General features: G+C 60.8%; 21 protein-coding genes. 15 read left to right on the top strand and 6 right to left on the bottom strand.

Annotated elements, in window-relative coordinates:
• Together QK290_RS17285 and QK290_RS18710 are read left to right on the top strand one after the other, a co-directional pair.
• Window positions 1-441: hypothetical protein (locus QK290_RS17285; protein WP_282331875.1), on the top strand; the 441-nt coding region annotated here is incomplete at its 5' end.
• Window positions 442-468: 27 nt separating this feature from the next.
• The gene (locus QK290_RS18710) at window positions 469-852 is read left to right on the top strand and encodes a hypothetical protein (protein WP_348994485.1); all 384 of its coding nucleotides are present in this window, start codon (window positions 469-471) and stop codon (window positions 850-852) included.
• A gap of 500 nt (window positions 853-1,352) precedes the next feature.
• Here QK290_RS18710 and QK290_RS17280 read toward each other — a convergent pair whose 3' ends face one another.
• Window positions 1,353-2,456: a LacI family DNA-binding transcriptional regulator gene (locus tag QK290_RS17280; protein ID WP_282331874.1), complete on the bottom strand. Its 1,104-nt coding sequence runs from the start codon at window positions 2,454-2,456 to the stop codon at window positions 1,353-1,355.
• Between the two features lie 210 nt (window positions 2,457-2,666).
• Between QK290_RS17280 and QK290_RS17275 the strand changes: the two genes are divergently transcribed.
• The 12 genes from QK290_RS17275 (at window position 2,667) to QK290_RS17220 (ending at window position 14,581) form a co-directional block, all read left to right on the top strand.
• The gene (locus QK290_RS17275) at window positions 2,667-3,152 is read left to right on the top strand and encodes a hypothetical protein (RefSeq protein WP_282331873.1); all 486 of its coding nucleotides are present in this window, start codon (window positions 2,667-2,669) and stop codon (window positions 3,150-3,152) included.
• A gap of 150 nt (window positions 3,153-3,302) precedes the next feature.
• On the top strand, window positions 3,303-4,355 hold the full coding sequence (locus QK290_RS17270; protein WP_282331871.1) for a substrate-binding domain-containing protein: 1,053 nt from the start codon (window positions 3,303-3,305) through the stop codon (window positions 4,353-4,355).
• A 54-nt stretch (window positions 4,356-4,409) separates the two neighbouring features.
• On the top strand, window positions 4,410-5,918 hold the full coding sequence (locus QK290_RS17265; RefSeq protein ID WP_282331870.1) for a sugar ABC transporter ATP-binding protein: 1,509 nt from the start codon (window positions 4,410-4,412) through the stop codon (window positions 5,916-5,918).
• A 2-nt stretch (window positions 5,919-5,920) separates the two neighbouring features.
• Window positions 5,921-6,907: an ABC transporter permease gene (locus tag QK290_RS17260; protein ID WP_282331869.1), complete on the top strand. Its 987-nt coding sequence runs from the start codon at window positions 5,921-5,923 to the stop codon at window positions 6,905-6,907.
• Window positions 6,908-6,913: 6 nt separating this feature from the next.
• Window positions 6,914-8,068 (top strand): Gfo/Idh/MocA family oxidoreductase, encoded by a 1,155-nt coding sequence (locus QK290_RS17255; RefSeq protein WP_282331868.1) that lies wholly within the window; start codon window positions 6,914-6,916, stop codon window positions 8,066-8,068.
• Window positions 8,065-8,880: a sugar phosphate isomerase/epimerase gene (locus QK290_RS17250; protein WP_348994484.1), complete on the top strand. Its 816-nt coding sequence runs from the start codon at window positions 8,065-8,067 to the stop codon at window positions 8,878-8,880. The genes QK290_RS17255 and QK290_RS17250 overlap by 4 nt, the downstream gene beginning before the upstream one ends.
• A gap of 70 nt (window positions 8,881-8,950) precedes the next feature.
• On the top strand, window positions 8,951-10,123 hold the full coding sequence (locus QK290_RS17245) for a Gfo/Idh/MocA family oxidoreductase (RefSeq protein WP_282331866.1): 1,173 nt from the start codon (window positions 8,951-8,953) through the stop codon (window positions 10,121-10,123).
• Window positions 10,124-10,245: 122 nt separating this feature from the next.
• Complete coding sequence (locus QK290_RS17240; protein ID WP_282331865.1) at window positions 10,246-10,521, top strand: putative quinol monooxygenase; 276 nt, start codon at window positions 10,246-10,248, stop codon at window positions 10,519-10,521.
• Window positions 10,522-10,548: 27 nt separating this feature from the next.
• Window positions 10,549-11,550: a sugar phosphate isomerase/epimerase family protein gene (locus tag QK290_RS17235; protein WP_282331864.1), complete on the top strand. Its 1,002-nt coding sequence runs from the start codon at window positions 10,549-10,551 to the stop codon at window positions 11,548-11,550.
• Between the two features lie 25 nt (window positions 11,551-11,575).
• Entirely contained in the window at window positions 11,576-12,529 is a 954-nt protein-coding gene (gene ppgK / locus QK290_RS17230) for a polyphosphate--glucose phosphotransferase (RefSeq protein WP_282331863.1), read from the top strand.
• Window positions 12,529-12,681, top strand: coding sequence for a hypothetical protein (locus tag QK290_RS17225; protein ID WP_282331862.1), 153 nt, complete (start codon window positions 12,529-12,531; stop codon window positions 12,679-12,681). Before ppgK ends, QK290_RS17225 begins: the two co-directional genes overlap by 1 nt.
• A 169-nt stretch (window positions 12,682-12,850) precedes the next feature.
• Window positions 12,851-14,581 (top strand): DNA methyltransferase, encoded by a 1,731-nt coding sequence (locus QK290_RS17220; protein WP_282331861.1) that lies wholly within the window; start codon window positions 12,851-12,853, stop codon window positions 14,579-14,581.
• 43 nt (window positions 14,582-14,624) lie between these two features.
• On the opposite strand, the gene QK290_RS17215 is transcribed toward QK290_RS17220, so the two are convergent.
• Window positions 14,625-15,170, bottom strand: a complete 546-nt coding sequence (locus QK290_RS17215) for a hypothetical protein (protein WP_282331860.1) — start codon at window positions 15,168-15,170, stop codon at window positions 14,625-14,627.
• Window positions 15,171-15,662: 492 nt separating this feature from the next.
• Between QK290_RS17215 and QK290_RS17210 the strand changes: the two genes are divergently transcribed.
• Entirely contained in the window at window positions 15,663-16,931 is a 1,269-nt protein-coding gene (locus QK290_RS17210) for an IS110 family transposase (protein ID WP_282331876.1), read from the top strand.
• A 101-nt stretch (window positions 16,932-17,032) separates the two neighbouring features.
• Here QK290_RS17210 and QK290_RS17205 read toward each other — a convergent pair whose 3' ends face one another.
• The 4 genes from QK290_RS17205 to QK290_RS17190 all read right to left on the bottom strand — a co-directional run bounded on the left by QK290_RS17205 (window position 17,033) and on the right by QK290_RS17190 (window position 20,260).
• On the bottom strand, window positions 17,033-17,641 hold the full coding sequence (locus QK290_RS17205) for a PIN domain-containing protein (protein WP_282331859.1): 609 nt from the start codon (window positions 17,639-17,641) through the stop codon (window positions 17,033-17,035).
• Window positions 17,642-17,677: 36 nt separating this feature from the next.
• Window positions 17,678-18,139 (bottom strand): helix-turn-helix domain-containing protein, encoded by a 462-nt coding sequence (locus QK290_RS17200; RefSeq protein WP_282331858.1) that lies wholly within the window; start codon window positions 18,137-18,139, stop codon window positions 17,678-17,680.
• A 223-nt stretch (window positions 18,140-18,362) separates the two neighbouring features.
• Complete coding sequence (locus QK290_RS17195; RefSeq protein WP_282331857.1) at window positions 18,363-19,259, bottom strand: hypothetical protein; 897 nt, start codon at window positions 19,257-19,259, stop codon at window positions 18,363-18,365.
• Window positions 19,260-19,678: 419 nt separating this feature from the next.
• Window positions 19,679-20,260 carry a recombinase family protein gene (locus QK290_RS17190; protein WP_282331855.1) on the bottom strand — a complete coding sequence of 194 codons (582 nt, stop codon included), beginning with the start codon at window positions 20,258-20,260 and terminating at the stop codon, window positions 19,679-19,681.
• Between the last annotated feature and the right edge of the window lie 170 nt (window positions 20,261-20,430).

Below are 20,430 nucleotides of genomic sequence, written 5' to 3'. Positions count from 1 at the left end.
TGGTTGAAGCGCAGCGGAAACCAGGGCGAGCCCTGCGAGCCTGCCATTGCCCTGGGACTTGTCAGACTGGGTTGGTACGGTGGGATTGTCCCGCCTGGTTCCCCCAATCCCAGGCGGGACATTCTTTGTCAGAAGGAGAGCTGGACTGTGGGACTGCGAAGCTTCTTCACCCGGCGCAGGGCACCGGCCGCAGCGCAGCCCTCCGCCGTCGTGGTGGCCACGGAACGCGAGCCGCTGACGCCCGCGCAGCTGGCAGACCTGGAAGCGGCGTGGGCCGAACTGCAGCAGGCAGCCAAGAAAGCAGGTGTGTCGTTCCATGCCTGCACGCGGGACGGCAGCCGCTGGCAGGACGACCCGCAGTCCGTACGGGCCATGGCGGAGACCATAAGGCGCACCCAGAAGTACACCGCCGAGGGCATCCAGGACGGCCCGCAGCGCTAGAAACGGCCCGTCCTTTAGGCTGGGCCCATGAGCGAGTCCATCCCCCCGGCTCTGCAACCACCGGTTGCTGTTGCCCTGGCGAAATTCGTCAAGACATTCCCCGGACCCAAAGCGTTGCCAGGCGGCGTGTACTGCGAACCCAAGTGGGACGGGTTTCGGGCGACAGCCTTTATTGAGGCCGACGGGGTGACGCTCTGGTCCCGTCAGGGTAAAGAGCTCACACGGGTTTCTGTTGGCGTGAAGCGCCTCCGTGATGACCTTTGGCCTGGTGAGAGTGCAGTTATCGATGCGCGACAGGTGTCGCTCACTTGTCTGAGTATGTCGACTTCATTCAGGACCACCAGGACGGCTTCGTGCCGCGGTAGAACAACCGGAGCTCCCCAGGAGGGAACAGCCACGTTCAACCTGTGAGTGCGGGCGCTAGCTCGGAGGTCGGCCTGCCGCTGAGACGCGGCAGCCTGCTGGACCTTTTCGTGCGGTCCCGGTACTGCAGGGACCGGCCTACTTTGGACGACAGACGCCCCGAAAGCTTTAGCGTCCGCCGGGAACCTCTAACGGCGTAGCCTCGTAGGCCCAAGTATTTGCGGCCCCGGTAGGACGGTTATCTCCGGCCCGGTTAACCATGATCGGTTCCCGCGCCACCGAAGGGCTGACGGGCAGATGTCGGCTTCAATGCGACCTTAGCTTTCCGCGCCGGCACGATGTCTGCTCGGAATTCAGTCGTCCTCGCACACATGAGGCGTCCCGTATGGCGCCCCATCACCGAACAGTTCACCGGACTGGCCTACCAGGATGCCGTTTTTGCCGAAGCACCGACGTCGCAGTTAAGAAAGGGCTTGATCCCGGCAGGGACCCTCGTACGCGACAACGCGGGCAAGTCTCGTGATCGCAGAAGAAATACCAGCCGACAGCTATGTATTTTGCCCATTTCGTGGGTCTTTTGGTGAACTGCTGTGGGAGGTGGCCCGTGTGGAGCTGTTGCGTATTACAAGGGTCGGTGCGATCGGCGTACGGTCCACCCCCCGCCCCTCCATGGCCCCGATTAGCACGTCCGTACTCATGAGTGCCAGTGCGGTGAAGTCCTGGCGCACAGTAGTCAACGGCGGCAGGAAATAGTCTGACCCTTCGATGTCGTCGAAACCGACGACACTTACATCGTCCGGGACGCGGACGCCATTTTCGGCGAAAGCGCGAATAAGCCCGAGGGCGGTATGGTCGCTGGCTGCGAAGATCGCCTGAGGGATCCTTCCCTCCCGGACGAGCTGGAGGCCGGTCTCATAAGCCCATCTGGGGCTCCAGTCGCCCTCGATGCACAACCCTGGTGCAAGTCCGGCATCACTAAGCGCGGCCTCCCAGCCGCGCTTACGTACCCGTCCGTCGAACCAGTCCATAGAGCCGGCGAAGTGGGCGATGTCGGTGTGGCCTAGGTCTATGAGGTGCTGCGTGGCCAGCCTCGCTCCGAGCTCCTGATTTTCTGAGTATGTGAAGACGTTTGGAGTTGATGATGCTCCGGCCGCAATCATCTCCACTGGGACACGGCATGAGGCATTCCAGACAGCTGCTGCCATGTCGACGAGAGGTGCGATGACGATGATCCCCCCGACGCCGGTATCGTCCAGAGTGTCAAGGGCGGCTTGCACGGACTCTTCATAGGGTTTTTCGACACTGATGACGGTTGTGGCGTAGCCCTTCTTGCGCGCAATGTTCTCGAGGGCCATGAGTGTCCCGACAGGTCCGAATCGTGGCGAGCCGTCCGAGAGTATGCCGATGGAAGTCGACCGGCTGGTGACCAGTGCGGTCGCCGCCCGATTCCGGCGGTAGCCGATGTCCTTGATGATCTGCAGAACTCGTTCGCGAGTTGAAGCGCTGACGTCCGGGGCGTTGTTGAGGACTCGGGAGACGGTCCCGAACGAGACGCCGGCGATTTGCGCCACATCGTTGATAGTCGGCTTCCGCCGCAAGGAAGCGTCCGGAAGTCGGTCATTCGCCTCGGTGGGGATGGCGGTGCCTCTCACGTGGTCTCCTGTCCTGCACTGGCCGGGCCGAGTCCGCGGTCATTCCGTGCGCCCTTAATCTTACGTCGCCGCACTCTTCCTGAACCTCAAATCGGCCAGCGGCGTGATGCTTGACACAAACATCCGTAAACGATTACGATATGAGCGTAAACGTTTACGGTAGCTTCGTGAACGTTTACGGAGACAAGACTTCAACGAAGAGGGAGCGGGATGAGCGACACCATCGTCGATGCACTTTTACTCGACCCCAGCGCTGGCCTTCGAAATATTGACCGGGCCCAGTGGGCCAATTTGGAAGTGCTCCTGACGGACACAGCACGTGATGATCTCGCAGTTGCTGTCCGCGCCTTCGTCTCCGCCGGCTCCTCGGCCGTCGTCGGCATCTTCGATGACAACCTCCTCTGGGCGAGCTTGGTCGTCTCTGTCGACCAATCAGGCGCGCCCGCGTCACTGTCCACCATTGACGGCTCGGTCGCCGTGACAGCCGGCGGTGAAATGACGAAAGCGGCAGGAGAGGCGGTTCGGTGGGTTCAAGCCCATTACGGACCGTGTTCCCTGGGCCTCTTCGTCGAAAAATTGCATGCAGAAGCATTCCTGAGAGCTTCAGACAAGGCCGCTGCTATCCGCGCGGCCTCCGCTGCCGGCGGCCTCGTCCTGTCCCCGGTTCCCCCTGCCCTCGCCATAGCCTTGGCCTGATCCACCCCAAATATCCATCCAACTCACAAGCATTGGAGAACAATGATGATCCGCAGGCTTCCCCTCTTGGCCTTGGCCGCTGTCCTGTCACTTTCCGTCGCTTCCTGCAGCAATTCGACAACGGGCACTTCAAACGCTCCTGATGCAGGCGTGTCCGACAAAGCCCAGCAGGCCCTTGACAAGATCAAGGGACAGGTCCTGAGCAAGGGCCCCAACGGCGAGACACCCTCCCCGGCATCCGTTGCAGATCTGACACCCGAGGAGATCGCGAAGGTCAAGGCACTCAACGCCAAAGCTGCAATCGTGATGCACTACGGCGGCAACGACTGGGCGACCGCCCAGACCAACGGACTCAAGAGCGAATTCGAAAAACTCGGCATCAAGGTCATCGCCACAACCGACGCGAACTTTAAACCGGACAAGCAAGTATCGGACATTGAGACCGTCATGACGCAGGACCCGGACATCATCGTCTCCATCCCCACGGACCCCGTGGCCACGGCCTCCGCCTACAAGAAAGCCGCGGCCGCCGGAACCAAAATCGTCTTCATGGACAATATTCCCCAGGGGCTGACCGCCGGCAAGGACTATGTCTCTGTTGTCTCTGCCGACAACTACGGCAACGGTGTCGTCTCCGCCCACCAAATGGCCAAGGCACTCGGAGGCAAGGGAAAGATCGGACTTGTCTTCCACCAGGCCGACTTCTTCGTGACCAAGCAGCGCTACCAGGGGTTCAAGGAAACAATCACCCAGGAGTACCCCGACATCAAGATCGTCGAGGAGAAGGGCATCGCCGGCCCAGACTTCGCCGGTGACGCTCAGGCCGCCGCGAACGCCATGCTAAGCAAGTACGCCGACCTCTCCGGCATCTGGGCGGTATGGGACGTCCCCGCAGAAGGTGTCATGGCTGCAGCCCGCGCCGCGGGCCGACAGGATTTGAAGATCGCCACTGAGGACCTCGGCAAGAACGTCGCCATCGCCCTGGCCAAGAACGAGCTCGTCGTCGGCCTCGGGGCCCAGGTTCCGTTCGACCAAGGCGTTACGGAGGCCAGGCTGGCCGCAGGTGCACTGATCGGTAAGGAAGCGCCGGCGTATGTGGCGCTGAGTGCCCTCCCGGTTGATCACTCCAACGTTCTGGAAGCCTGGAAGCAGGTCTACCACGAGGACGCTCCGAAGGACATTCAAGAGTCCTACAAGAAGTAGCCAGACCCGACGGTGCGGGGGACTCCACCCCCGCACCGTCCTGAAAGGGCAACAATGAACACCTCAGACAATGTGGTCGAGATGCATTCGATCTCCAAGGGCTTCAACGGCGTTTCAGTGCTGAAGGATGTCAGCTTTGACGTGAGGAAGGGCGAGGTCCACGCCCTGGCAGGAGGTAATGGTGCCGGGAAGTCCACACTGATGAAGATCCTTCAAGGTGTCTATCAGGCAGACGAGGGCGAGATCCTCATTGGAGGCCAACCGGTCGCCATCAAATCGATTCAGGACGCGAAGGCCGCCGGAATTGGGATGGTCTTCCAGGAGTTCAGCCTCGTACCGAGCCTGACCGTCGCTCAGAACATTTTCCTTGCCTCCGAGCCGCTCAGTGCGGGCGGGCTCATCGACGACCGCGCCGCGGTGCGTCGAGCCAAGGAGATCTTCGCCGACATGGAAGTTAACGTCGACCCTCGTGCTGAGGTTTCCCGGCTCGGCACGGCTTACTGGCAGTTGACCGAGATCGCCAAGGCACTCTCGCAGGACGCCCAGGTCCTGATCATGGACGAACCCACCGCCAGCCTGGCCCGGCACGAGTCCGAAGCGCTGTTCGAACTGATCGACCGTCTCAAGCAGCGTGGCATCTCGATTATCTATATCTCGCACCGCATGGACGAGGTGTACCGTCTGGCCGACCGCATCACCATCCTTCGCGACGGGCGACGCCTCCTCACCGACGCGCTGACCGACGTGACGCCCGGGCAGATCGTGGAGGGCATCGTCGGCAAGAAGATCGAGGGCCAGATGGCCTACCGAGCACGGGACCACGTAGCCCACGATGGACCACCCCTGCTGGAGGTCCACGGGCTGAATGCGGGGCGGCGGGTGCGGGACGTCTCCTTCGCGCTTCGCCCCGGCGAGATCCTCGGCTTGGCCGGGCTGATGGGCAGCGGGCGCACCGAGCTGGCACGTGTGCTCTTCGGCATCGACAGACTGGACAGCGGCGAGGTCCTTATCCGGGGCAAGAAGACGAATCTGGCTTCTCCGCAGCAGGCCATCGACGCCGGAGTCGCCCTCATCCCGGAGGACCGGCGGGCACAGGGCCTCATCCTGGACCACTCCGTCCGCGACAACCTGTTGCTGCCGCTGCTCGGCCAGCTCCGGCGAGGACCGCTCCTGGACTCCGCCAAGGGCAAGGAGCTGTCCTCCTCCCTGATCAAGAAATTCGCGGTGAAGGTCGCTCACCCCCACCGGCCGGTGCGCCTGCTTTCGGGCGGCAACCAGCAGAAGGTGGTCATCGCCAAGTGGCTGGGCACCGATCCGGACATCCTGATCCTGGACGAGCCGACGGCCGGCGTCGATATCGGCACCAAGAGCGAAATCCTGGACATGATCCGCGAGCTCGCCAACGCAGGCAAAGCGGTCATCGTCATCTCCTCCGAGTACCCCGAACTCCTCGCGGTCAGCGACCGCGTCCTCGTCCTCAAGGACGGCACCGTCATCCGCGACATCCCCCGCAGCGACATCGCTGACGAGGAATATCTCCAACTTGCAGTCCAGGGAGTCTGAAAGTGAGCAAGTCAAACACCATCTCGCCCCGGGAAACCGCGGCATCCCGTAACTTCGGCACCATGCTGAAAGAACTCGACTGGCGACGCTACGTCATTTATCTCGGGTTCGTCGTCGTATTTCTCTTCTTCGCCATTCTGCTGCGCGATCAGGGTTTCCTGTCGCCGAACAACCTTCTGAACATCTTCCGGCAGACAGCCACCATCACCGTGATGGCCGTGGGCATGACCTACGTCATCGCCTGCGCTGAGATCGATCTGAGCGTCGGATCAGTGGCCGGCCTCTCCAGCGTCTGCACGGCCATGGCCCTGTCCCAATGGGGTCTGGTCCCAGGTATCCTCGCCGGCCTCGCCGTCGGACTCGTGGTCGGATCGGTCAACGGCGCCCTGGTCAGCCTCCTGGGCATCCCCTCCTTTCTGGTCACACTCGGCATGCTGGGCATCGCCGTCGGCGTCGCCCAGTGGATCACTGCCTCAGCCCCGCAGCCGATCCTCAACGACACCTTCAACATGCTGTTCGGATCCGGCAACTTCGGCCCCGTCCCCGGCCTGATCGTCTGGAGCGCCATCTTCGTCGCCATCGGCGCCGTCGTACTGAACCGCACCAGATTCGGCCGTCAGGTCCTCGCCACGGGCGGCAACCGCAACGCCGCGGAGTTCACCGGCATCAACACCAAGCGCATCAAGTTCCAGGTGCTCCTCATCTCCGGCATGGCCGCGAGCGTCGCCGGCATGCTCTACGCGGGCCGCCTCCAGTCCGGCCGTTTCCAGTGGGGAGCGGGCGACGAGCTCTCCGCCATCGCCGCCGTCATCCTCGGCGGGACCAGCCTCTTCGGCGGCTTCGGCTCCGTCATCGGAACCCTCTTCGGAGCCCTGCTAATCGGCCTGATCAACAACGGACTGATTCTGGCCGGCCTGGACAGCAGCCAGCAGCAGGTGGTCCGGGGCGCCATCATCATCCTGGCCGTCGCTCTCGCCCGGAAGAAGTAGGACCACATGACCTTCAAACTACGGGCCGGAATCATCGGCACGGGATTCATGGGCTCCGTTCACGCCCACGCGGTGCGCGCAGCAGGTGGCGAAGTGAGTGCAGTCGCCGGAAGCAGTCGGGCTTCCGCCGAGGCAGCAGCACCCGGACTCGGCGCCCGAACCGCGGCCGAGTCCCCTGAGGCCCTGATCGCACGAGACGACGTGGATGTCATCCACATTTGCACCCCGAACGCCACCCACGCCGAACTCGCACGCAAAGCCATCGCAGCAGGGAAGCCCGTCGTTTGCGAGAAGCCCCTCGCTACCAGTGTTGAGGACGCCCAGGAACTGACGGACCTCGCGGACCAGGCAGGTGTCGTCACGGCCGTGCCCTTCGTCTACAGGTTCTATCCGGCCGTCCGCGAGGCCCGCGACCGTATCCTCCGGGGCGACGCAGGCCGCCTCTGGCTCTTGCATGGCTCCTACCTGCAGGACTGGCTGGTGGGCGCGGAAGCCACGAACTGGCGGGTCGATTCGAAACTCGGAGGAGCCTCCAGGGCTTTCGGTGACATCGGCGTGCACTGGTGTGACCTGATGGAGTTCACCACAGGACACAAAATCACCAGGCTCGTGGCGAGGACCAGCCGGGCATACGACCAACGCGAAACCGGCGGGCAGCTGTCCTCCGTGGCTACCGAGGACGGGGCCACGCTCCTGTTCGAGACCGACAAGGGGGCCACCGGCTCCCTGGTAGTCAGCCAGGTCAGCCCGGGCCGAAAAAACCGCCTGTGGTTCTCCTTTGATGGAACCGAGGCATCATTTAGCTTCAATCAGGAGCGACCGGACACCCTGCATGTGGGCCGCACAGAGTCCAGTTCCGAAATCGCCGTCGGCCCGCAGACCCTCACCACGCCGGGCGGTCGGCGGTACGCGAAACTCCCACCGGGCCATCCTCAGGGATACCAGGACAGCTTCAACGCCTTCGTCGCGGACGTATACGCGGCTGTCCAGGGTCAAGAACCCGAGGGCCTGCCCACGTTCCGGGACGGTCTGCGGGCAGCCCTCCTGACTGATGCGCTCGTAACCTCCGCTGCGCAACAGTCGTGGGTTGACGTCCCCAGCACTGACAACCCACTCGAATTACTCAAGTCTTCCTCCGCAGCTGAAAGGCATAAGCAATGAAACTTGGTTACTGTTCCATAACCTGGGGCGGCGTCGTCGGCCACGCGCAAGGCGTGACGAGCGTCAAGGATCTTTTTTATATGACTCACGGATCGATGCGGGACGCCGTCCAGGACATCGCCTCTGTGGGCTACCAGGGTGTTGAGATGTTCGACGGCAATCTTGCGGAGTACGCAGAAAAGCCCGAGGAACTCAAGGAGATCCTGAGCAGTTCCGGAGTCTCACTGATAAGTGTCTATACCGGGGCAAACTTCATCTACGCCGACATCCTCCCTGACGAAATGCACCGGATCCACCGGGCCGCCGAATTGGCCGCGAGCTTCGGAGCGGAACGGCTCGTAGTAGGTGGTGGAGCACGGCGCGCGGCCGGAACCACCGACGAGGACTACCGACGCCTCGGTGAGGCGTTGGACAGCGTAACGGACATCGCAGAAAGCTTCGGGCTCTCGGCAAGCTACCACCCGCATCTGAGCACCATCGTCGAGAGCCCGGACGAGCTGGACAAACTTATGCCGCTCACCCGAATCGGCTTCTGCCCGGACACCGCCCATCTTGCAGCCGGCGGAGCAGACCCTGCCGCGGTCATCCGGAAGTACCCCGACAGGATCCAGCATGTCCACCTCAAAGACTTCCAACAAGACCCGTTTAATTTCCTCCCCCTGGGGCAGGGTGAACTCGACTTCCCGGACATCATCGCCGCGATCCGGGAAAGCGGATACGACAGCTGGCTCATGGTCGAACTCGACAACTACGACGGTGATCCCCGAGCCGCAGCAGAACTGAGCAAGAAGTACCTCGAGAAACTCCTCTGACACATTTTTGACCGCAAAGGGAACGCCACAGCCGGCGCCTCCCGAGCTTTCCGGAAGGAACAAGATTCACATGCAAAACCTCAATGTCGGCCTCATCGGAGGCGGCTTCATGGGCAAGGCCCACTCCCTGGCCTACGCCGCTATGCCCATGTTCTTTTGGCCGGCACCGGCACTGCCGGTCCGCAAAGTCATCGCTGAAGCCAATGCGGATCTCGCTGCGGAAGCGGCCCGTCGCTTCGGCTTCGAGAATTCCACCGCGGACTGGCGCAGCATTATTGACGATCCAGACATCCACGTCGTAGACATCGCCACGCCCAACCACCTCCACGCAGAAATCGCCATAGCCGCCGCTGAAGCAGGCAAGCACATCATCTGCGAAAAGCCCCTGGCACGCACAAGCGAAGAATCCAAGGCCATGTATGACGCGGTCAAAGACGCCAACATAGTCCACATGGTCGCCTTCAACTACCGGCGTACCCCCGCAGTCGCGCTGGCAAAGAAATACATCGAGGAAGGGGCAATTGGCCGTATCCTGAGCTTCCGCGGAACCTACCTGCAGGACTGGAGCGCCGACCCCAACTCCCCGCTGTCCTGGCGCTTCCAGAAATCCATCGCAGGTTCCGGCGCCCTTGGCGACATCGCAACACACGTCATTGACATGGCCAGGTACCTCGTCGGCGAGTTCAGCGCCGTCAATGCCGTCCTGTCCACCTGGATCCCGGAGCGACCGCTCCAAGCCGGCGGTGCGGACGCACTCGGCACCGTACGGGGCGGGGAAGGCCCTCGCGGCCAGGTTGATGTCGACGACGAAGTCATGACCATGATCCGCTTCGCAAACGGGGCAGTCGGATCCGTCGAGGCGACACGCAACGCCCATGGAAGGAACAACTACCTCACCTTCGAAATCCACGGAACCGAAGGCAGCATCGTCTTCAACTACGAGCGACGCGACGAACTGCAGGTCTGCTTCGCTTCGGACCAAAGCGACCGCCGTGGATTCCGCACCGTCTACACCGGACCGGCTCATCCATACGGAGAAGGGCTCTGGCCCATTCCTGCCCTCGGCATTGGCTATGGCGAAACGAAAATCATCGAGGCCTACGACTTCTTCAAAGCCATCGCAGAAGGCGGCAGCGTAAGCCCCAATTTTGCAGACGGCTACCAGGTCGCCCTTATCGACGACGCGATCGTCGAATCCGCTGCAAAAGAATCATGGGTCGAGGTCCCGCAGATCAACGCTTGATCTGACCAACCACGGGAGGGACGGCGCCGAGCCGTCCCTCCCGGAAATGCACAGGACCATCCAAGGACGGAAAATTGCCCAACCCCCTCCCAGCCCGGCAGGACACTGCAGAAGTTTGGCTAATGCCAGTCTTCACCGCCAAAGCAGGCCACGAAGCCGACCTTCAACAAGCCCTCCTTGCTCTGCAGACGGTAAGTCGAAAAGACCCAGGATGCGTGGAGTACACCGTTTTCTCCGACGACCAGAGACCCGGTACATTCGTCCTCTTTGAGGGATGGGCTCGTCTCGAAGACCTCATGGCCCATAACGAAGAAAGCCACGTCAAGGAATTCGTGAAGGGTTCGGAGTCGCTGCTGGCCGTGCCTTTCTCCGTAACTCCTCTCACTCCTCTCAGCTGACCTCCAAACTCACGCAAAGGACGCCAAATGCCCCGCCCGTACACCCTGTTCACCGGCCAGTGGGCCGACCTCCCCTTCGAGGAAGTCGCGCGCCTGGCCTCCGGCTGGGGCTACGACGGCCTCGAAATCGCCGTGTCCGGGGACCACCTGGATGCTTGGCGCTGGGACGAACCCGGCTACGTCGAATCCAAACTCGCCGTCCTGGACAAATACAACCTCAAGGTCTGGGCGATCTCCAACCACCTCAAGGGCCAGGCCGTCTGCGATGACCCCATCGACTTCCGCCACGAGGCGATCGTCGGGTCCAAGGTCTGGGGCGACGGCGACCCCGAAGGCGTCCGCCAACGCGCCGCGGAGGAAATGAAACACACCGCCCGGCTCGCCAAAGCTCTCGGCGTGGACACCGTCGTCGGGTTCACCGGCTCCTCCATCTGGCAGTACGTCGCGATGTTCCCGCCCGTCCCCGCCGCCGTGATCGAGGCCGGCTACCAGGACTTCGCGGACCGCTGGAACCCCATCCTGGACGTCTTCGACGAATGCGGCGTTCGCTTTGCCCACGAAGTCCACCCGTCCGAGATTGCCTACGACTACTGGACCACCGTCCGGACCCTCGAAGCGATCGGCCACCGTGAAGCGTTCGGCCTGAACTGGGACCCGTCCCACTTCATGTGGCAGGGGATCGACCCCGTCTCGTTCATCTGGGACTTTAAGGACCGGATCTACCACGTGGACTGCAAGGACACCAAGCTCCGCCCCACCGGCCGGAACACCGTCATGGGCTCGCACCTGCCCTGGGGCGACCCGCGACGGGGCTGGGACTTTGTCTCCGCCGGCCGCGGCGATGTCCCCTGGGAATCCTCCTTCCGCGCCCTGGCTGCCATCGGCTACACCGGGCCCATCTCGGTCGAATGGGAAGACGCCGGGATGGACCGGCTCCACGGCGCCCCCGAAGCCCTCGCAGCGCTCAAGAAGTTCGACTTCCCCGCCTCCCAAGCGTCCTTCGACGCCGCCTTCAGCACCGGGGGCTGATTTTCGAGCCATCAGAAAACCATCGATGAGTGATAACCATGGGGACCGAATCCAAATGCATGCCACGAAGGGAGGGGGCAACGAAGCCAGGTTTGAAGAGTCCATCGACCACCTGCAGAATCGCGTTCTGACAAAGAAGGTTAGAGAAGTGCCCACAACCCGTCGAGGGGCCTCGAGCAGTAGCAACACCACTGCCCTTGGCGCCGGTTACGTCGGATTGGATATTGGGGGAACTGGCATCAAAGGTGGTCTTGTTGATGTAAGCAGCGGCGAACTACTTGGATCGGGACTGCAGGTTCCGACGCCGGTGCCAGCCACTCCCGGGTCGATCATCAATACCATCGCCGAGATGATTCGACATCTGGAAAGCTCCCCTTCAGCACCCCCTCCATCTACCCCAATTGGCGTTGCGCTACCGGCCATCGTGCAGAGAGGATTGGTCCGCTCAGCTGCCAATATCGACCCCAGCTGGATAGGTCTCGACGTAGAGAGATTTATGTCCGAACGATTGGACCGGCCGGTGAAAGCCATCAATGACGCTGACGCGGCAGGACTGGCCGAAGCTAGATACGGAGCAGGTCGGGGCAACTCCGGCACGGTGCTCGTAATCACCCTCGGCACGGGCATTGGATCAGCTCTGATTGTGGGCCAAGAGCTCGTACCAAACCTCGAACTTGGCCACCTCGAGATTGACGGGTTCAAAGCGGAGTCACGAGCCTCAGCAGTAGCCCGGGAGAGGGAAGATCTGAGTTGGCCCGACTACTCAGAGCGGCTTCAGCGGTACCTCGCCCACCTCGAGTTCCTTGTCTCCCCAGACCTCATCATTGTTGGAGGAGGTATCTCCGCGCGCTCAGAAGACTTTGTCCCACGACTGAACCTGCGGACACCCGTTGTCCCGGCCCGCCTCAGAAACACGGCAGGTACGGTGGGAGCCGCGGCGCAGATGTTCCCAGCCGGGACGCTTACTGCACTATTGTGATGGCTGCCCTGATCTTTCTCTTTCAGGGCGGCCAGCAGCAACTGGCACACGGCAAGCCCCTTCGACCTCGTCGGGAAGTGAATGTCGCGCGCCTCTTTTCTCTGGTCGGTGCCAGCGGCCTATTGATGGCGTTGATCCTCATCCTTGAATAGGGGCCGTGCATCTGCACCTACGGCGGTGGCGGTGTGGGCCGCCAGTTACCCGGCCTGGTCAAAGATACCTAGAGGGCGAGTGGCATATGGCAGCCCGGTGCAAGAGGCATCTAATAAGTTCCCGTGCAACGATTTTCATCCGGGTGCACTGAGACGAGACCGACCTAGTGTGAATGAATATCTTGCCCGTTACGCAATCGCTTCGATGTCCCGCTGGGGGTTCCTCAACCGGCTATGTGGCCGCCGGGCAGAAGCGCTCGACCTCAAAGTTTCCCTGAACCAAATCTTCGGGATTGAAATCGACGAGTGGCCGGCCCGGATCGCGGAAACAGCGCTCCATCTCATTGACCGTCAATGTAACTTGCGCCTAATTGAGAAGTTCGGTCATGCTCCGGAACGACTGCCGATTGCCGAGTCGGCGGTGATCCACACGTCAACAGTTGCCGATCCCCAAGGCGGAAACGCCCTCAGGCTCGACTGGTCTACGATCTTCCCGCATGGCCCAGAAAACTACGTTGTTGGTAATCCACCATTCGTGGGGATCAGCATGCGAAGTGCTAGTCAGACAGCCGATCTAGTGAGCGTGTGGGGCAGTAACTATCATGGCTCACTCGACTTCGTTACGGCGTGGTACAAGAAGGCGGCCGAATACGCGCGCAACACCACTACACGCATCGCTTTGGTGTCAACCAACTCCATTTGCCAGGGTGAGCAAGTTGCGGCGCTGTGGCAATACATATACGGCGCCGGCTTCACAATCGACTTCGCCCACCGCACATTCGCGTGGAAATCAGAGGCTCAGCGTGCAGCAGCTGTCCATGTCGTCATTATCGGCATAGCCCACTCCTCAGCAGTTTCCACGACGAGACAACGGCGATTGTTCGAGTATGAGAGCTTGGTTGCTGCTCCCGTCCTTCGCGAAGTCACTTCTATAAGCCCCTACCTAGTGGCAGGACCCGAACTTCCCGTTACGCCTAGGACCTCTCGTCCCATCTCTGCAGATGTTCCCGAAGTCAAGTACGGGAGTAAGCCAACAGACGACGGGAATCTTGTTATCAAGGCAGAGTATTACCAGGTATTTAACAACGATCCCATCGCTGCCAAGTACGTTCGAAAATACATCGGCGCAAAGGAGTTGCTTCACAACATCGACCGCTGGTGCCTGTGGATGCATGGCCCGGATTTCAAATCGGAGGACATTAGAGCAAGCCCACTGCTGTCAGGACGCGTCGACGCAGTTCGAGAATTCAGACTCAACAGCAAAGCGCCTTCCACCGTCGATAAGGCGCGCGAACCCCACAAGTTCGTCCAAGTTGGTCAACCTGCCTTTGATTATGTCTGCATTCCGCAGCACATCAGCGAAAACCACTTGTATTTCCCCGTACGGCATGAGGACAAAGATGTCATTGCGAGCAATGCTTGTTTTGTGGCACAAGACCCTGAAGGGCTGCTTTTTGCGGTGATCTCTTCGAGCTGGTTCATGGTTTGGCAAGACGCCATAGGCGGGCGAATCAAGTCCGACTACCGGTTCAATAAGTTTCTAGCGTGGAATACTTTTCCATTGCCGGTCCTAAGTAAGGAGAACCGTAACTACGTAATCGAAGCAGGAAGGGCCGTCCTTAAGGCCAGAGAGAACCATCCGGAGGATTCCCTGGCCACGCTATACAATACGGACGCGATGCATGAGGATCTACTCCACGCCCACCATGCTCTGGATCTCACCCTAGATCGGGTTCTGGCACCGCAAAGAAAGATACGCAACGCCGAAGACCGACTTGAGTTACTTTTCTCCGGATACGTCCGATTGCTGAACGATGAACAGCTCCTTGACACCGGCAAACCGCCTGCACGAGGGGCCACCAAGCGACAACGAGGGCAGACAGCAACTCCGGTCCTCTGAACTGCACTCTGTCGAGGAAGCATCAAATGACACCCGGACGGCATTAGAGGTCGTCGGGCAGCTTCAAGAGGTCAACAAGTTCCGATTCATAGGCTGCTTTAGGGGCGTTGAGGTATTCCATCTGAGGGTCATCTCCAGGGCCTAATGGGACATATCGCCAGGTGACCTTCCAACGGGCAAGCCCAACTGCGTCCGTGTATTCAAGGGTCCCTTTGACCACTTGCTTGTGTATCTCCCCAAGCTCCACCGAAGCCGGAATACCCAACGGCACCATCAGCGGTGGCGTCGAGCATCCGAATGGATCCTTTGGGTCCGGGACGATTTCCGGAAAGCTCGCCGTTACGGGCGGACGGCCATCAGCGAAGTGCCATTCCGCGTTTATGTCCTTTGCTGGGCGGTTTGAGGTCAAATAGAGATTCCAGTGGGTAAAGCCAGCTACGGGCCGTGCCCATAGGACGCCGACATTCGGCCTGCTTTGGAAGGCGAGGCCGAAGTGAGCCGCCTTGGACGCTCGTTGTGCTGTTTCCTGGGCAGCTTCCGCCCTCGCCGCCGCTTCTGTACTGGCGTCCGCCTTTTGTATGGCGACCATGGCGCTTACCAGTCCGGCACCAACGGGGACAGTCAGAGCGAACGTAAGGGAAGGCACGGCAAGAGGTAGGCCTGCGACGGCCACGAACACGACTCCAAGCAGGATCCGGAAGGCTATCTGTCGACGTTTCCGCCGTTTCTCTGGAGTGGCCGTCGCTTTCGTCACGAATGAAGCTAATCACAACCACTATCGCGGGCGTTCCACTTTCCTTGGAACCGGGACAGTTCTACTGGGACACTCCCATCTAGCCTTTGTGTCCCTTGTGGGACGCCCGTTCCGGGCTGAAAATGTTCTCGTGGTCGCCTGTCAACGCCGTGCCTCTATGGTTCTTTCAGGCCGTCATCTAGCCGGGCGCTGGGGATCACGCTGTGGGCCCTTCACTGTTTCTTTCGACGAGGACGAGGACTAGATTCCCGTTTTTCCCGGTGATCCCCACGGGCGGCCGCTTCGACAATCAGATCTGGTGCGTTTGGTGAGGAGATGACGAAGGCCATGCTGGCCGAATCCCAGGATGAGGAACAGATCATTGCCAGGGTCGCTGCCCTGGATATCGGCAAAGCCGAACTCGTGTGTTGTGTGCGGATCCCCGGCCCGGGGAACACCCGAAGACGCCTGCAGGAGGTATCCACGCATTCGACCATGACCCGTTCGTTGGCCGAGCTGGCCAACCATCTGGTCGATCTCGGTATCGAGCGGGTGGTGATGGAGGCAACCTCCGATTACTGGAAGCCCGTGTTCTATCTCCTCGAGGCGCACGGGCTCGACCCGTGGCTGGTCAACGCGCGCGACGTCAGGCATCTGCCGGGGCGGCCGAAGACCGACGTGCTCGATTCGGTCTGGTTGTGCAAAGTCGCCGAACGGCAGATGCTCCGCCCGAGTTTTGTCCCGCCTGCCCCGATCCGCCGGCTCCGGGACCTGACCCGGTACCGGATTGATCTCGTCGGGACGCGGACGGCGGAGAAGAACCGGGTCGAAAAACTCCTCGAGGACGCCTGTATCAAGCTCTCCGTTGTCGCCTCGGACATTTTCGGGGTCTCCGGGCGGGAGATGATGGCAGCCCTGATCGCCGGCGAACAGAATCCGAAAGTGCTCGCGCAGTTGGCACGGGCGAGCATGCGGACGAAGATCACCGCACTCGAGGAGGCGTTCACCGGCCACTTTGATGACCACCATGCCTTCCTGCTGGCACGGATGCTGGCCCGGATCGACGGGATCGACGCCGATATCGCCGCGGTCGATGAACAGATCGGGGTGCAGTTGGCCCCTTTCGCGGTGGCGGCGGAACGCCTGGATGAAATCCCGGGCATCGGCTCCGTCGCCGCCGCGATTATCCTGGCCGAAACCGGGGCCGACATGACACGGTTCCCGACCGCGGGACACCTATGCTCATGGGCGAAGTTCTCCCCGGGCATCAACTCCTCCGCCGGGAAAAGCAAGGGCAACGGCTCGACCGGACACGGCAACCGCTACCTCGCCCGCGTCCTGGGCGAAGCTGCCGTTGGCGTCGGAAGAACCGATACCTTCCTGGGCGAACGCTACCGAAGGATCGCCCGGCGGCGCGGCAAGAAACGCGCCATCGTCGCCGTCGGACGTTCCATTCTGGTCATCATTTGGCACCTGCTCCAGGATCCGGACGCACGATTCCATGACCTCGGCGCCGACCACTTCAGCCGCCGTACCAACCCGGACACCAGTAAACGCAACCATGTCCGCCAGCTCGAAGCCCTCGGCTACACCGTGACCCTGACCCCGGCAGCCTGACCCCATTTTCATCATCCGCCCAGCCGGTTCACCATCGCCCGCCGGGCAATTCCACATGCACCGACTACAGGAAGCTCACTCCCATTTTCGGACTAGTCTCCCTAAGTGGTCTGTGTCGTCAGGATGCTCATGTCCACATTTTGCAAATGTTCCCTAACCCGTTCAGCAAACAGGGGCGCACTGGCCTTTTTCAGGTGGAGGGGAAGGTCTACGCCATCGTCCGCTGAGGATTGCTTGTGGAAGTAGCGAAGCTGTTCTTCTGTCACTGCCTGGACAGCTTGCGGGACGGCGTCATCGACGAGGATTAGAAAGTCATCCGGCGTGTAGATCTCGTAGGAAAGGTCATCACTGTAAGGGAAGTCTTTCCCATTCATCGTGACAACTATGTCCACGGCACCATGGACTGCAGCAGCATGGATGTGGGCGTCACCTATGTCCGGATAATTCAATCCCGGGTCGATTTGGTAGCCTGTGATTTGGCCGCCGGTGAAGGCTTTCTCAAGCTTCCGACGGATTCCGCCGATCTGCTGCTCAGACCACAATGGATTGTCTTTGCGGAGGTGATACAGGGTTTCAACCATGATGTCCTCCGTCCAGGTCACATTGAAAAGACCGGGCGCCTCGACCTGCAGAAGCGCAATCCAGTCCCGAAGGGTCCTGGAATAGAGGATGTTCGCGTCCAGAAGGACGATGGTGACCGCCGAGCTCATAGCTTGCACTTTACAGCTGGCGGCCGCCACCCCGGCCTATTCGTCGACGCCCAGTTCGTCCTCAAGAGCGCGAAGTTCGTCGATGCCTTCACGACGGGCAGCGGCCCGGACCGCTCTGTACTTCTGAACATCCTCGGTGAAAACGCGAGTGTGTGATCCGACCTTGTGCGCGGGCAGCTCGTTCTTGCTGATGAGCTGCATCAGGGTGGGGCGTGAAATCCCAAGCATCTTGGCCGCAGTAGTTGTCGTCAATTCCTTTGGAAGGGTTCCGATCGTGACGGTGCCACCTCGACCGATTGCTTCCACAACCTTTCGGAGGATCGCGGCTAACTCCGCCGGCGCTTCTACGGACTCCCCGGCGGTGTCCTTGAGCGCCAACCTGATTGAGTCATGGCCCGTCTTCGCGCGGAGTCGCTCAGCAAGCTCTCGCGCCTGGGCGTTCTCTTGTTCAGTCGTGGTGACAACTGTTTTTTCACTTCTGTCCAGTAAGGCGGACATCTTTCGCCTCCCTCGGCGTACTTTCCCTAACTTTCCCTACACTAGGCCACTTTCACTTATAAGTGCAATACGTTGTGTGTAGCAGCACGGAGTAAGACCAAGTAGATCGACCAAGAACTGCGAGCCTTGCAAGCGACTTCGGAATCTGACACTTGGGAGGTGTGTGCCATGTCTTTCGAACGGGAACACCAGTGGTGGGACACTCCCCCGCGGATCCGCCGTGTCAGTTACCAAAGTCGCCGGCATCAGCTGACACGGATGAAGGTAGCTTGTCGTCCCATGCGATGTCGGGAAGGCGCCTGTTTGCGTATCGGGACAGGTAGTAGGTTCGGACCGCGGGCATTAGACCGGCGCCAAGCTGACCGCCGAGTTGCCAGTGGACAGGATCGACGGCACTCGGCTCAATGGGGACGCCGCCGGTCTCGATGAACTGGTTGTCGTGCGCCCCGGTATCGGCATCGGACCGGTAGCGAATCTCAAGCCGGTCGACGTCCCCTGGCACACCTGACTGCCGCTGATTGAAGATGACCACCCATTCAGCAAGGGTTCGCGTCACCTGATGCTTCACCTCACGTGACGCACCAGGGGCCACAACAGTTTTGTCTTTCTGAGTCTCGGCTCCGTCAAGCCCCACCGGAGCCCCGAAACTAACTTCGACGTTGCGGTTGCCGTCATTGTGCAGGGAGAAGGCAACTGTGTACCTGATCTTTAGTGCCCCGTGTGTGTGCACGGAGAGCTGACCGGGCAGGGGACGTGGGATTGAACTGTCAATAATGGTCGGCGTGCCGCAGCGTAACTCGGTGACTGTGATTCGAGGCATGTCAGCATCGATTCTGGCCTTGATCGCCTCGGTTGCCATGAACAGGGATTGCCGATGCTGAGCAGCCGAATAGTCCTGCTGCTTTTGGGAGTACCCGAGCGTCTTATAGGCGGCATCCGCACTTCGCTTTGCCTCATCGGCGGAACGACGGGTAGCCGAAGTCTGACGAGCGATGAAGATCATCGTCGCCGCGGTGACCAAGGCCCCCACCGCCGTCGCTATCGCCGAAGTCGCCGTCCAGTCGACGTCCGCGAGCACGGCCAGAGACTCGGTGAGCAGTTCTGTAATCACAAGATCCAACAGTAGACCGCCACCCCAAAGCGAGCACCAAGACTCGCTTCCAGACTCGGATCAGGCTTTGGTCCCGCCCGTTAGCCGCCGACCCACCGGCATGCACGCCGCTCCAAGGCATGCTCAGACCTGCGCTTGCTAATTTCCGTAAGACCCGCCCGCAAAACTGCCCGGTGAAGGGGCCCCTAAACGCTACACCCAATCGTCCCAGTTCCTTAGAATCGGGACGCCCTAGCGGGACAAGCCCCCGGCGGCCGATTTGTCGTTTTCAGAAGTCGACTGCACAGACGCCCGCGGAATTCCGGGGTAGTGCAGACGAGTATGGACATTGAAATGTCAGAAGTGCCCTGCACGGAAATGCATTCTGCTCAATAGTCCTCTGCACCAATAGTCATTTTTTCAGAGTCGCCTGCACCAACCAGCAGGAACTACTTCTTTGGTGCCTCGGTCGCGCCTGCCGCCGGGACCCATCGGTAGAGAGTAGGGATGGACACACCGAGGCTGTTGGCAACTTCCCGTGGCGGAGTCCCTTGGTTGAGGAGTTTGCGGGCGGAGCGGATCTTGGCTTCCGTCATAATGCGTTTGCGGCCGCCTACTCGCCCTTGTTCGCGCGCGGCACGGAGTCCGGCCTGGGTGCGTTCGACCATGAGCTCCCGTTCCATCTGAGCCAGGGATGCCATCACGTTGAAGAAGAAGCGACCGGACGCCGTAGTGGTATCGATCGCGTCGGTGAGGCTGACGAAGCCTACGCCCCGGTTGTTCAGGCCGCCGGCGAAGTCCAAGAGGTCTTTAACGCTTCGGCCCAGGCGGTCCAGCTTCCACACCACCAGGGTGTCACCGTCCCGCACGGTGTCCAGTGCCTGGTCGAGTCCTGGGCGTTGGGACGCGGTGCCGCTGATTGTGTCTTCGTAGATTTTGTCGCATCCGGCCTTCTTCAGGGCGTCGAGCTGCAGGTCCAAGTTCTGATCCCGGGTGGAGACCCGGGCGTAACCGATGCGGTGTGTGGTCATGGGTTTTCTCTTCTCAAAACTCAATCAGGGGCCTTGGTTCGACTGTACCGTTTCGAGAACTATTTGTGAGAACGACCGGCCCCGAGCGCGGCTCTTCGTTCCCATGGCGGTTTTCTGTGACTGTTAACTTGGTTTGGCGGTTAAACCGCAGCTTGAAATGGCGGTTTTGC

The sequence above is a fragment of the Pseudarthrobacter sp. AL07 genome (assembly GCF_029960665.1).
Lineage (GTDB): Bacteria > Actinomycetota > Actinomycetes > Actinomycetales > Micrococcaceae > Arthrobacter.
The sequence above is the reverse complement of the archived record's forward strand: the minus strand, read 5'-3'. Positions and strand labels throughout refer to the sequence as shown.